General features: G+C 72.7%; 10 protein-coding genes and 2 pseudogenes. 3 read left to right on the plus strand and 9 right to left on the minus strand.

The window, feature by feature from the left end:
- The first annotated feature begins 183 nt into the window (after positions 1-183).
- Complete coding sequence (locus tag LUW75_RS11405) at positions 184-1,008, plus strand: transposase family protein (protein WP_250335520.1); 825 nt, start codon at positions 184-186, stop codon at positions 1,006-1,008.
- A 91-nt stretch (positions 1,009-1,099) separates the two neighbouring features.
- Here the strand turns inward: LUW75_RS11405 and LUW75_RS24635 are convergent, their stop codons facing one another.
- Positions 1,100-1,570, minus strand: a complete 471-nt coding sequence (locus LUW75_RS24635) for a recombinase family protein (protein ID WP_349816464.1) — start codon at positions 1,568-1,570, stop codon at positions 1,100-1,102.
- 241 nt (positions 1,571-1,811) lie between these two features.
- Here LUW75_RS24635 and LUW75_RS11410 point away from each other — a divergent pair, with 241 nt between their 5' ends.
- The gene (locus LUW75_RS11410; protein WP_250335521.1) at positions 1,812-2,231 is read left to right on the plus strand and encodes a DUF3151 domain-containing protein; all 420 of its coding nucleotides are present in this window, start codon (positions 1,812-1,814) and stop codon (positions 2,229-2,231) included.
- Positions 2,232-2,306: 75 nt separating this feature from the next.
- On the opposite strand, the pseudogene LUW75_RS11415 reads toward LUW75_RS11410, so the two are convergent.
- The 6 genes and pseudogenes from LUW75_RS11415 to LUW75_RS11440 form a co-directional block, all read right to left on the minus strand.
- Positions 2,307-2,593, minus strand: a pseudogene (locus tag LUW75_RS11415) (DUF3151 domain-containing protein); the annotation flags it as partial.
- 472 nt (positions 2,594-3,065) lie between these two features.
- Positions 3,066-4,106 carry a class II fructose-bisphosphate aldolase gene (gene fbaA, locus LUW75_RS11420; RefSeq protein ID WP_284453876.1) on the minus strand — a complete coding sequence of 347 codons (1,041 nt, stop codon included), beginning with the start codon at positions 4,104-4,106 and terminating at the stop codon, positions 3,066-3,068.
- Positions 4,107-4,272: 166 nt separating this feature from the next.
- Entirely contained in the window at positions 4,273-4,818 is a 546-nt protein-coding gene (pyrE, locus tag LUW75_RS11425; protein WP_250335523.1) for an orotate phosphoribosyltransferase, read from the minus strand.
- 35 nt (positions 4,819-4,853) lie between these two features.
- Complete coding sequence (locus tag LUW75_RS11430; RefSeq protein WP_250335524.1) at positions 4,854-5,645, minus strand: aldose epimerase family protein; 792 nt, start codon at positions 5,643-5,645, stop codon at positions 4,854-4,856.
- Positions 5,646-5,656: 11 nt separating this feature from the next.
- Positions 5,657-6,548, minus strand: a pseudogene (locus LUW75_RS11435) (SRPBCC domain-containing protein).
- Between the two features lie 203 nt (positions 6,549-6,751).
- Entirely contained in the window at positions 6,752-7,288 is a 537-nt protein-coding gene (locus tag LUW75_RS11440) for a DUF2617 family protein (protein WP_250335525.1), read from the minus strand.
- Between the two features lie 1,004 nt (positions 7,289-8,292).
- Here LUW75_RS11440 and LUW75_RS11445 point away from each other — a divergent pair.
- Entirely contained in the window at positions 8,293-9,498 is a 1,206-nt protein-coding gene (locus LUW75_RS11445; protein ID WP_250335526.1) for a pyridoxal phosphate-dependent aminotransferase, read from the plus strand.
- Positions 9,499-9,551: 53 nt separating this feature from the next.
- Here LUW75_RS11445 and LUW75_RS11450 read toward each other — a convergent pair whose 3' ends face one another.
- Complete coding sequence (locus LUW75_RS11450; RefSeq protein ID WP_250335527.1) at positions 9,552-10,082, minus strand: type III secretion system chaperone family protein; 531 nt, start codon at positions 10,080-10,082, stop codon at positions 9,552-9,554.
- A 139-nt stretch (positions 10,083-10,221) separates the two neighbouring features.
- Positions 10,222-12,822: an ATP-dependent chaperone ClpB gene (gene clpB, locus LUW75_RS11455; protein ID WP_250335528.1), complete on the minus strand. Its 2,601-nt coding sequence runs from the start codon at positions 12,820-12,822 to the stop codon at positions 10,222-10,224.
- Positions 12,823-12,854: the final 32 nt, after the last annotated feature.

Genomic DNA, 12,854 nt, shown 5'->3' on the forward strand with positions numbered 1-12,854 from the left:
GACTGGATCCGCAGGTTGGAAAGGGCTCACTGACGTTTTCTCAGCGAAATAATCTTCGGGAAGTGGGTTGATCAGGGCGTTAAGGGTTGGGTCGGACAGCGGTGGCCCGGGTGCGGACAGACGTGAAGCCTTTGGTAGGACGGTTCTCACCACAAGATCGTCCGTTGCACCAGAGGCTTCACGTTGGTCACCTATGTTGCCATGCTCGACGTCCCGCGCCACGTGGTGGAATACGTGGCCCGGCTGCTGGCCGGCCACCGCCGCCGGATCGGCACCCCGAAGGGCTCCCGGGCGTTGAGCCCGTTCCGGCAGGCCGTCTTCGTGCTGCGCTGGTTCCGCGAGGCCGGCTGCGTGCACTGCCTGGCCCGCGATGCGGGAATCTCGCAGGCCACCGGCTACCGCTACCTCCACGAGGCAATCGACGTCCTGGCCGACCAGGCCCCCGAGCTGCATGAGGTGCTGGACCGCTGCCGCGCGCGGCAGATGAGCCACGTGGTGCTGGACGGCACCCTGGTCTCCTGCGACCGTGTCGCCGGGACTACCGAGAAGGGCAACGACCTGTGGTACTCCGGCAAGGCTCGGCACTTCGCCGGGAACATCCAGTTCGTGGCCGCACCCGACGGCACCCCGCTGTGGGTCTCCGACGTCGAACCCGGATCCGTCCACGGCCTGCGTGCCGCCCGCATCCATGCCCTGCCCGCCTTGTACGCGGCGGCCCGCGCCGGTCTGCCGACGCTGGCCGACGTCGGCTACACCGGCGCCGGCAAGGGCATCCACACCCCGTTCCGTCCGCACCCCGACATCGCTTCCCCGCTCGCGCCGGACAACCGCGCCCACAACCGGCTCCTGCGCGGCATCCGGGCCCTGGGCGGCATCCGGGCCCTGGGCGAACGGGCCGCCGCTGAACTCAAGCAGCGCTGGCGCGCGCTGCAGCACGTCACGCTCAGCCCCAGCCGGATCGGACGCATCGCCCAAGCCGCACTCGTCCTCAACAACTCATGGAAGTGACAACCGCTGAGAAAACGTCACTGTGCGATCTGACTCCTTGTCCTGCCAGGAACATACAATCGATGCCCGCCGGACTCCTTCCAGGAAGTCTCTACCGCCTTACGGAAATCGTCGATTTCTTCCGCAACCAGCGTCCTGCGGCCCCCGCAGTTCCATCCGTACGGTGCCCGGCCGCCGGGGAGCCTACCCTGCGTCGCCGGCCCCAGGTGCTTGCGCGTCGTACGTCGTGAGGCGCCCGCCGAGGACTTGTCGACAACGGTGACCTCGATCCGTGCGACGAACCGGCCGCTCTGCGTGGAGAGGTCGATGTTCGACGCGGAGACGGAGTCGAAGACGAGGTGGTACTTCCGCGCTCGGCGTCCCCGTACTCGTGGACCCGTGCCTCCGGTTCGCGCGACCGGCGTGTGAAACGATCGATGTCCCAGACGACGACACCGTCGATCCACCCGACCTTCAGGTCTTCCAGCATCTGCCAGGACTCGGGGCGTACCGTCGTGTGCTTGTACGCGGAGAGGTCGTTGCCCTCGTAAATCCTGGTGACATCCCGCCTCGGGCAACGCAGTACAGTCGGCGGTCCTCCTCTTTCCTCGCGACGCCCGGCCCTTCAGTCTCGCCACCCTTGCTGATCCGGATGCGAACGCCCACTTGTACGGCCACGGAAGTCCCCCGCCGTGCCGCCATGCGCCGGACCGTCGCATATCGCCACCGGTTGCGCCCGGCGTCGTTCCCATCTCCACTTGGACCACGGCCGATTCTCCTTGCGGGCACTCCGGACACCCGCCCCCGGGTGGCAGACTGCTTCCATGACGACGCACAAGAACCTGCTCGGTGGCCCGGAGCCGACCTACCTGCCGGAAAACGAAGAGGCGTACCGCCTCCTGAATGAGGGATCCCGGTCACCGGTCGAAGTGGTGGCGAAGGACCCCACGTTCTCGCTCGCCTGGGCGATGCTCGCCGACGATGCTTTCGAGGCGGGCCGAGTGATCGAGTCGTACGCGTACGCGCGCACCGGTTACCACCGTGGTCTGGACGCATTGCGCCGGGCCGGTTGGAAGGGGCACGGCCCCATCCCTTGGGAGCACCGGGCCAACCGCGGGTTCCTGCGCTGCCTTGCCGCCCTCGCCCGTGCCGCCGGCGAGATCAACGAGAAGGACGAAACGGAGCGGTGCTGGCAATTCCTCAAGGACAGCAGCACCGAGGCATACGCCGAGCTGAAGCGGTAACGATCACCGCAGTCGGGATATCCGTGCCTCTGTCGCTCAGGAAACGGCGGCATGGAACGGGGAAGGCGCACGATCACGCGTAGTGCTGTGCTCCCACGGCACGGGGCCGTGGCCCTTCCAGCCGCTGCGGCGCAGCGTCCAGGCCCCGGTGGTAGCCGGTGCGGGCGTACGCGTACGACTCGACGGTGCGGCCGCCCTGGTACGCCGCGTCCGCGAGGTGTGCCCAGGCGAGCGAGGACGCAGGGTGCTTCGCGGCCACCTCCTCGGGCGCGGTGCCGGACGCCAGCAGCTCGCGCGGCTCCGGGCCGTTGGGCAGGTGGGTGAGGGGTCGGTCTCCCCAGGAGGTTCTCGTGAATGGCCATCCCAGTCTCCTACGGCCGGCCGGGCCGCCACACGGGTCGGGGTGCGGACCACCGCGTCGGCCCCGCGGGCGGCCAGGGCTGATCCGCGCGGAGCCCTTCGCCGTGTACGCGTGTCAGGCCGGACGGGGCGAGGGCCGGCCGTCTCCGACGTCCGCGCTGCGGCGGCGCGCCCACCGGTCCCTCACGGTCTCCGGGACGGCCAGCACACCGACGGTCGGTGTGGTCGGACACGCCCCGCTCGACGCGTGGGCGGACCCCTGCCCGGCACCTCGGGCGCCGGGCAGGGGTCCGTGCCGCAGACCGTGGGCGACCCCGGGTCCGGCACCCCGTGCGGCTCGGGCGGTGGTCCCACCGGAAGGAGCCGGTGCCGCGTGGCACGCCCGCCGCACCGAATCCGTACGTGGTGCCGCGTGCCGTGGGGCTCCTGCGGAGCGGGCCCGATGGGCGGTGCCGGGCCCGGTGCCGTGGTGCCCTACTTCAGCTTCGTCCCCGCGGAGCGCAGCGCCCGGCACGCCTCGACGACGCGCTCGGCCATGCTCGCCTCGGCGAGCTTGCCCCAGCTGCGCGGGTCGTACGCCTTCTTCGAACCGACCTCGCCGTCGACCTTCAGGACACCGTCGTAGTTCCTGAACATGTGGTCCGCGACCGGGCGGGTGAAGGCGTACTGCGTGTCGGTGTCGATGTTCATCTTGACGACGCCGTTCTCCAGCGCCGTGGAGATCTCCTCCTGCGTGGAGCCGGAGCCGCCGTGGAACACGAAGTCGAACGGGTCGGCCTTGCCGAAGCGCTCGGCGACACCCTGCTGGAGGTCCTTCAGCAGCTCGGGGCGGAGCACGACGTTGCCCGGCTTGTACACGCCGTGGACGTTGCCGAAGGAGGCGGCCAGCAGGTAGCGGCCCTTCTCGCCCAGCCCGAGGGCCTCGGCGGTGCGGATCGCGTCGTCGACGGTCGTGTACAGCTCGTCGTTGATCTCGTGGGAGACGCCGTCCTCCTCCCCACCGGTCGGCGTGATCTCGACCTCGAGGATGATCCTGGCGGCGGCGGCCTGGGCGAGCAGCTCCTGGCCGATGGCCAGGTTGTCGGCGAGGGTCTCGGCGGAGCCGTCCCACATGTGGGACTGGAACAGCGGGTTCTCCCCCTTGGCGACGCGCTCGGCGGAGACGGCGAGCAGCGGGCGCACGTAGCCGTCGAGCTTGTCCTTGGGGCAGTGGTCGGTGTGGAGCGCGACCGTGATGCCGTACTTCGCGGCGACGACGTGCGCGAACTCGGCCAGGGCGACCGCGCCGGTCACCATGTCCTTGTTGTGCTGTCCGCCCAGGAACTCCGCGCCGCCGGTCGAGATCTGGATGATGCCGTCGCTCTCGGCCTCGGCGAAGCCGCGCAGGGCGGCGTGCAGGGTCTGCGACGACGTCACGTTGATGGCCGGGTAGGCGAACTTGCCTGCCTTCGCCCGGTCGAGCATCTCGTTGTAGACCTCGGGGGTTGCGATGGGCATCTGTCCGCTCCTTGTGATCTGCGGTTGCGTGCGTTGCTGATCCCTGACCTGGGGGGCGACGTCATCGTCGCACCCATCTTCCCAGACGGGCTCCGAGGCTCCTTCCCCCGGACGCCCTCCGATGATGCGCGAGGCGTGCGCCGTTTCACGTGAAACGGCGCACGCCTCGCGGGTCGTGAGCGGGTCAGGCCAGGCCCAGCTCCTCCAGCGCGTACGCGTACCGGTACGGCACGCCGGCCGTCCCGCTGATCCTCTCGCCGGCGCCGGTCGCCCGGTCCACGATCGTGGCGACCGCGACGACCTCGGCACCCGCCTCCCGGACCGCCTCGACGGCCGTCAGCGGGGAGCCGCCGGTGGTGGAGGTGTCCTCCACCACCAGGACGCGGCGGCCCTTGACGTCCGGTCCCTCGACGCGGCGCTGCATGCCGTGCGCCTTGGCCGCCTTGCGGACGACGAACGCGTCCAGCGTGCGGCCGCGCGCGGCGGCCGCGTGCAGCATCGACGTGGCGACCGGGTCGGCACCCAGGGTCAGGCCGCCCACCGCGTCGTAGTCGAGGTCGGCGGTCAGGTCGAGCATGACCTGACCGACGAGCGGCGCGGCGGCGCCGTCCAGCGTGATCCGGCGGAGGTCGACGTAGTAGTCGGCCTCCAGACCCGAGGAGAGGGTCACCCTGCCGTGCACCACGGCCTTGTCCTTGATCTGCTGGAGCAGATCCGCTCGTACGTCCATGCCCCGAGCTTAAGCCGCGCCGGACGGGCCACACGTCAGAGGCGGCGCCACGTCCAGACCGACGCGACCTCCAGCGGGTCGATGGGGGTGACGAGGCGCGGCGCGGTGTTCAGTCCGTTCGGCGGGCCCGACTGGGGCTCCACGCACACGGCGGCCTCCTGCTCGTCGTACACGACGACCCACGGGACGCGGCTGGTCACCTTCAGCTCCAGCCGCCCCGGCCAGGTGAGGGTGGTGTCCACCCCGTCCGGCGTGCCGAAGCAGTCGTCCCACGGGCCGGGTCGGGGCGCGATGCGGCGGCCGGTGGGCAGGTGGTCCTCACCGCGCTCCTCCTGCCACTCGGGCGAGAAGTCGATCTCGACCGCGCTGCCGTCGAGGACGCGGTTGAACCACGGGTGCCAACCGGCCTGCGCCGGGAAGGAGTCGCCGTACGTCTCGATCCCCAGCCCCAGGGTGAGCGAGGTGCCGCTCAGCTCGAAGGTCTGGGTGACCCGGCCGGGGTACGGCCACGGGCCGGCCAGGTCGTACGTGAACGCCGCCTCCGACCGGCCGGCGCGGACCGTGCGCCAGGCGGTGTCGCGGCCGGTGCCGTGGATGGCGTGCGGTGGGGCGTTGAGCGGCAGCCGGTGCCACGTCGCGCCGTTCAGGAAGCGCCCCCGGTCGGTCCGCCCGCACCAGGGCACCATCGGGAAGCAGCCGTACCGCTCGCCCTGGCGCAGCAGTTCGGTACCGGCCACGCGCAGGCTCGCGATGCGGCAGCCGTTCTCCGGCGTGATGGTCAACTCGACGTCTCCGGCGTCCAGCCGGACCTCTTCGCTCATGCTCACACCGCCCGACCCTACGTGCGCCGGGGCCGCTTCCGGCGGTGCAGTACGCGGCCGAGGACCATCACCGAGGCGAGGACGAGGACGGCGGCGGGGACGAGCCAGCGCAGCACACCGGCCCCGGCGGACGTGTCGGGACCGGGTACGGGCGCGTACCGGCCGCGCGGCGGGGCGTGGTCGACCTCCTCGGCGCTGCGCCCGATCATCGTCCGGCGGGCGTGCGCGGCCTCGGCGGGCGGCTCGACGTCGTCGACCGGGAAGTCGTCCGCGGCGAACGGGTCCGGTGAGGACGGCGGGACGGGCGCGTCGAACACACCGGGCCGCTCGACTCCGGCGGAGCCGGCGCCCCCCGTGTCCTCTCCGTCCCCCGTGCCGTCGAGGTCCGCGCCGGCGGCGGCACGCGGGCCCTCGTCCGGGGCGGCCTCCTCGACGGCGGTGCCCGTCCCGGCCGTGGCCGCGTCGTCGCCCGGGGTCCGGTACGCCTCCTCCGCGAGGGCCTCGCCGAAGCGGTCCAGGAGGCGGCGCGCCGTCGTCGCGAGCGTGTCGCCGGGGAGTTCGGCCAGGCGGCCCTCGGCCCTCGCGGTGCCGGTGAACGCCAGGCCGGTGCCGCCCTCGGCGGGGGCGAGCCGGGCGGTGAGCGTGACCTTCACACCGCCGCCGCCGCGCGCCCTCCACGCCCTCGCCCTCCACGTCGTACCCGCCGTCGTCCCGCACGGCGAGGCGCAGCGTGCCCCGGTAGGTGATGGTCTGCCCGCCGGTGCGCACCCTGAGGCGGCCCGCCAGCGGGTCCGCCGACGCGTCGGCGTCCTGCTGGAGCCCCGGGACGCAGCGGGCGACGCGCACGGGGTCCGTCAGGACGGACCGGAGGAACGGCACGGGGACCGGGACGAACACCTCATGCTCCATGGCAGCCGAGCCTACCCACGCCGGGCCGTCCCGTACCTCCACCGCGCGCGGCCCGTCGCGAACTCGGCGGCCGGAAGCGGGGACGGTCCGCACGGCGACGCGCCGGGACCGGACCCCGCCCTCCTCACGGCACCCTTCGAGGAGGGCGGGACCGACGGCGTGCGGGGGCGCCGCGAGCGTGTCCCCGGCCCCGGCGTCCGCCCTCACTCACACGGGCGCCGCCGGCTCCGGTCCCGCAAGGCGAACCCGACGCTGGTCCGGGTCACCACCAGCTGCCCCTCCTGGGGGTACGCGTGCCAGGTGCGCCACCGCACCCGGCCTCCGTCCCGCCGCGCCAGCATGGCCGTGAACGCGTACGGCGAGCCCGGGAACGTCCCGGCCAGGGCCTGCGGGTGGTCGGCGACCAGCCCCAGCAGCTCCTGCGCCCGTTCCGCGAACACCCCGGGCGCCAGGGTCTCCACGTGTGCCGCGAACTCGTACTCCCACCCTCCGACCCGCCTGGACACGCCCAGGGGAAGCGGCGTGCTGCTGCCGGGCATGCAGGCGACCGTCTCCGAGCAGCCGACGCCCCCCTCCTCCAGCAGTACCTGGTGGGACGCCCCGAGGAGCCTCATCTGGAGCCTGGTCCCGCCCAGTTCGAGATCGAGCACGGCGAGGGCGGGCAGGGCCTCCTTCCCCAGCGTCCAGGCCAGATCGGCCGCACGCGTGTCGGTGTACGCAGTCTGAAGGGTGGTGAGCATGGGACAGCTCCGCAAGCACGGTGACGTGACGGTGGACCGGGGGGTGGCGTCGCCCCCGCGAGACGTTCCGGGGACTCGAGGTACCGGCTCGATGTCCGCGCGGGTCCGAGGGCTCGAGGTACTCGACTACGAGCGAATCACGAACCGGCGATGCTCACAGCGTCTTGGGCCAACTCGGTTGCGAATACATCCCCTCGGGGGCATGGGGGCTCAACTGTTCACCCTTCCAAGGAAGATGGGGCGCCCGTTCTCAAACAAGGCGGTGCCCGGCGGGTGTTGGAACCCGCCGGGCCTCCGTCGCCACCGGCTCGGCCGGCGGGCCGGCCGCCCCTCGTCAGCCGCCTCCCCACCCGCCGTCCCCGCCGCGGGAACCCCCTCCCCCGCCGCGGGAGCCCTCTCCCCCGCCGCGGGACGCTCCACCGCCGGAGTCGGCCCATGGGGTCCCCCCGCCGGCGTCACCGGCCGTGCCGCCTCCACCGCCGTCGCCGCGACCGCGCGGGGAGCGGCCCCCCGTGAGTGCCATGAACCCCGTCAGGAGCAGCAGCACCGCGCCGGACACCACGATCGTCCCGGACATGTCGGCCACCTCCCTCCCTCAGGAGCCCCCGCCGCAACCGCCGCCGCCACCGCCACCGCACGACGACGAGCTTCCCCCGCTCCCGCACGACGACGACCCCCCGCCGCACGAGGAGCCGCCCCCGTCCCACCAACCGCCCCCGCTGCTTCCTCCGCCGTCGCGCGACGACGAGGCGTGCCGGCGGCGCCCGCTCCCCCCGCCCGCCGCACGCGCGACGGCGAGGACGATCCCGAGGATCCCCACCAGCACCGCCATGCCGATGATCACAGCCAGTACCATCCCGTGCCTCCTCCCCCGTGTGGTGTGTGCCTGGGGGATGCCCCTCCCGGCGACGCGCCCAACCCGGACTTGAGGAACTTCAGAGGTTTCGTCCGCCCGCGCGCGCCCGTGCTTGAGGCGGCGCCCCGTTTGCCCGCAGGATGGCGCCATGACCAGAGCACCGCTCAACCGCCGCCTCACCGGGTTCGGTACGACGATCTTCGCCGAGATGTCCGCCCTCGCGGCCGCCACCGGCTCCGTCAACCTCGGGCAGGGCTTCCCCGACACCGACGGCCCCGAGGAGATCCGCGAGGCGGCCGTGCGCGCCCTGCGCGAGGGGCGCGGAAACCAGTACCCGCCCGGCCCCGGCGTCCCCGAGCTGCGCACCGCGATCGCCGACCACCAGCGGCGGCGGTACGGCCTCGCGTACGACCCCGACACCGAGGTCCTGGTCACCGCGGGCGCGACGGAGGCGATCGCCGCGTCCCTGCTGGCGCTGGTCGAACCGGGTGACGAGGTGGTCGCCCTGGAGCCGTACTACGACTCCTACGCGGCGTGCGTCGCCATGGCGGGCGGCACGCGCGTCCCCGTCCCGCTGCGCCCCGACCCGGCGGGCGGCCGGTTCGTGCTCGACCTGGACGAGCTGCGGGCGGCCGTCACCGACCGCACCCGGCTCCTCCTGCTCAACACCCCCCACAACCCCACCGGCACCGTCCTCACGCGCGAGGAGCTGGCCGCCGTCGCCGCGCTCGCGGTCGAGCGGGACCTGCTGGTCGTCACCGACGAGGTCTACGAGCACCTGGTCTTCGACGGGGCGGAGCACGTGCCGATCGCGACGCTCCCGGGGATGCGGGAGCGGACGGTGACCATCTCGTCCGCAGGGAAGACCTTCTCGTTCACGGGCTGGAAGGTCGGCTGGCTGACCGCGCCGCCCGCGCTGACGGCCGCCGTGCGCACCGCGAAGCAGTTCCTCACGTACGTGGCGTCGGGGCCGTTCCAGTACGCCGTCGCGGAGGCGCTGCGGCTCCCGGAGTCGTACTTCGACACGCTGCGGGCGGACCTGGAGGGCAAGCGGGACCTCCTCGCCGCGGGGCTGGCGGCGGCCGGTTTCGAGGTGTACCGGCCGCGGGGCACGTACTTCGTCACCGCGGACGCCGCGCCGCTGGGCGAGGAGGACGGCGTGGCGTTCTGCCGGGCGCTGCCCGAGCGGTGCGGGGTCGTCGCCATCCCCAACGCGGTCTTCTACGACCACCCGGAAGCGGGGCGGACGCTGGTCCGGTTCGCGTTCTGCAAGAAGGAGGCGGTGCTGCGGGAGGCCGCCGACCGCCTCGCCCGCCTCCGGCCGGAGCCGCCGGACGCGCGGCCGGGGCGGTGACTCGTACGGTCACCGCCCCGGCCGGATCGCGCCCGCGGGGGCCGCGGGGCCGCTCAGACCTCGTCGCCCTCGGCGCCCTCACCGGGCTCCAGGCCCAGCTGCTCCACCATCCACTTGTCGAACTCGATCGACGCGCGGACCCAGCTGACGGTCGACGACACGAAGTGCTCCAGGCTGACGCCCATGCCGATGAGCATCTGCGCCTCGCCGATGAGCCGGACGGTGGCGCCGCCCTGCTCGTCCTCGTGGAGGTGGGTGTAGATCTTGGGCCACAGGGTGCGGCGGTTCCAGTCGTCGATGGTCTCCAGGATCTTGGTGCGGTCCTCGACCGGGTGCGGGCGGTCGTAGAACGTGCGCACGGAGAAAACCTGCTGCTCCGCCTCGCCGCGGAACATGAAGTAGGTGCGGAAGTCCTCCCACGGCGCCGCGAGGTCACCCTCGTCGTCGACGACGTACTTGAGCTCCATCTGCTCCAGGAGCTGCTTCACCAGGTCCTGGTCGGGGACGACGGGGCCCGCCGGCCCCGCGGCCTGGGGCTGGGGCTGTCCCCCGAAATTCGGAATCGAGGACGGGTCGATGCTCACCGGGTACTTCCCTTCGTACGGATAGCCGCCATCCTCCCCCATCCGGACCCGTCGGTGGCAAGCCCGACCGGCCGCGATCCGCTGCGGGCTGATCCGGCCGCGCCCCCGCCGGGGCGGGGCGCGGCCGGATCCGGCGGGGTCACCGCACCGGCGCCACCGAGAGGTCGCCGTCCACCCGGTCCACGCGGACCGTGTCGCCGTCCCGGATCCCGCCGGACAGGATCTCCCGCGCCAGGCGGTCCCCGATGGCCGTCTGGACCAGGCGGCGCAGCGGCCGCGCGCCGTACGCCGGGTCGTTGCCCTCGTCGGCGAGCCACTCCAGGGCCGCCGGGGCGACGTCCAGCGTGAGGCGGCGCTCCGCGAGGCGGCGGGCCAGCCTGCCGACCTGGAGCCGTGCGATGCGGGCGAGCTCGTCGCGAGTGAGCGCCGAGAAGACCACGATGTCGTCCAGCCGGTTCAGGAACTCCGGCTTGAAGGAGGCGCGGACCACCTCCAGGACCTGCTCGCGCTTCTCCGCCTCCGTCGTGGTCGGCTCCATCAGGAAGTGGCTGCCCAGGTTGGAGGTGAGCACCAGGATCGTGTTGCGGAAGTCGACCGTGCGGCCCTGTCCGTCCGTGAGCCGGCCGTCGTCGAGGACCTGGAGGAGGACGTCGAAGACCTCGGGGTGGGCCTTCTCCACCTCGTCCAGCAGGATCACGCTGTACGGGCGGCGGCGCACCGCCTCCGTCAGCTGGCCGCCCTCCTCGTAGCCGACGTAGCCGGGGGGCGCGCCGACGAGGCGGGCGACGGAGTGCTTCTCACCGTACTCCGACATGTCGATGCGGACCATCGCCCGCTCGTCGTCGAAGAGGAAGTCCGCGAGCGCCTTGGCGAGCTCCGTCTTGCCCACGCCGGTCGGGCCCAGGAAGAGGAACGAACCGGTCGGCCGGTCGGGGTCCGCGATGCCGGCGCGCGTGCGGCGCACGGCGTCCGAGACGGCCCGGACGGCCTCGGTCTGCCCGATCAGGCGCCTGCCGAGCTCCTCCTCCATGCGGAGCAGCTTCTGCGTCTCGCCCTCCAGAAGCCGCCCGGCGGGGATGCCGGTCCAGGAGCCGACCACGTCCGCGATGTCGTCGGGGCCGACCTCCTCCTTGACCATCTTGTCCGTGCCGCCGGTCGTCTTGGCGGCCTCCTCCTCGGCCTCCGTCGCCGCGGCCAGCTCCCGCTCCACGGCCGGGATCTCCCCGTACAGCAGCTTGGACGCGGTGTCGAAGTCGCCGTCGCGCTGGGCGCGCTCGGCCTGCCCGCGCAGGTCGTCGAGGCGCTCCTTCAGCTCACCGACGCGGTTGAGGCCCTGCTTCTCCTTCTCCCAGCGGGCGGTCAGGCCGCGCAGCTCCTCCTCCTTGTCGGCGAGGTCGCGGCGCAGCTTCTCCAGGCGCTGCACGGAACCGGGGTCGGTCTCGCTCTTCAGCGCCAGCTCCTCCATGCGGAGGCGGTCGACGGCGCGCTGCAGCTCGTCGATCTCCACGGGCGACGAGTCGATCTCCATCCGCAGCCGGGACGCCGCCTCGTCGACGAGGTCGATCGCCTTGTCGGGGAGGAAGCGGGAGGTGATGTACCGGTCGGAGAGCGTCGCGGCGGCGACCAGCGCCGAGTCCGCGATCTGCACCTTGTGGTGGGCCTCGTACCGGCCCTTCAGCCCGCGCAGGATGGCGATCGTGTCCTCGACGGTCGGCTCCGCGACCAGGACCTGCTGGAAGCGGCGCTCCAGCGCCGGGTCCTTCTCGATCCGCTCGCGGTACTCGTCGAGCGTGGTCGCGCCGACCATGCGCAGCTCGCCGCGGGCCAGCATGGGCTTGAGCATGTTGCCCGCGTCCATGGCGGAGTCGCCGCCGGCGCCCGCGCCGACGACCGTGTGCAGTTCGTCGATGAAGGTGACGACCCGGCCGTCGCTCTCCTTGATCTCGGAGAGGACGGTCTTCAGCCGTTCCTCGAACTCGCCCCGGTACTTCGCCCCGGCGACCATGGCGCCCAGGTCGAGGGCGACGAGCCGCTTGTCGCGCAGCGACTCGGGGACGTCGCCCTTGACGATGCGCTGGGCGAGGCCCTCGACGACCGCCGTCTTGCCGACGCCGGGCTCGCCGATGAGGACGGGGTTGTTCTTGGTGCGCCGCGACAGCACCTGCACGACGCGGCGGATCTCCTGGTCGCGGCCGATGACCGGGTCGAGCCTGCCCTCGCGGGCGGCGGCGGTGAGGTCCGTGCCGAACTTCTCCAGTGCCTTGTACTGGCCCTCCGGGTCCTGGGTGGTGATCCGGCGCGTACCGCGGGAGGCGGTGAAGGCGGTCAGCAGCTTCTTCGCGTCGGCGCCCTGCCGGGTGAGCAGCTCGCCGGCCGGTCCGCCCTTGGCGGCGATGCCGACGAGCAGGTGCTCCGTCGACAGGTACTCGTCGCCGAGCTCGCGGGCGCGGGCCTGGGCGTCGGCGATGACGGCCAGCAGGTCGCGGTTGGGCTGCGGCGGGGCGACGGTCGACCCGGTGACGCTCGGGAGGCCGGCGAGGAGCCGCTCGGCGCCCGAGCGCACGGCGGCCTGGTCGGCCTCGACGGCGGCGAGCAGGTCGGTGAGGTTCTCGTTGTCCTGGCCGGAGAGCAGCGCCAGCAGCAGGTGCGCCGGGGTGAGGTCCGGGTGTCCGTCGGACACGGCGCGGTTGGTGGCGGCGGTGAGAGCGTCCCGGCTCTTGTTGGTCAGCTCGGCGTCCACTTGTGCTTGGTCCTCCTCGGTTGCCGGTGTGG

Source organism: Streptomyces sp. MRC013 (assembly GCF_023614235.1).
Lineage (GTDB): Bacteria > Actinomycetota > Actinomycetes > Streptomycetales > Streptomycetaceae > Streptomyces.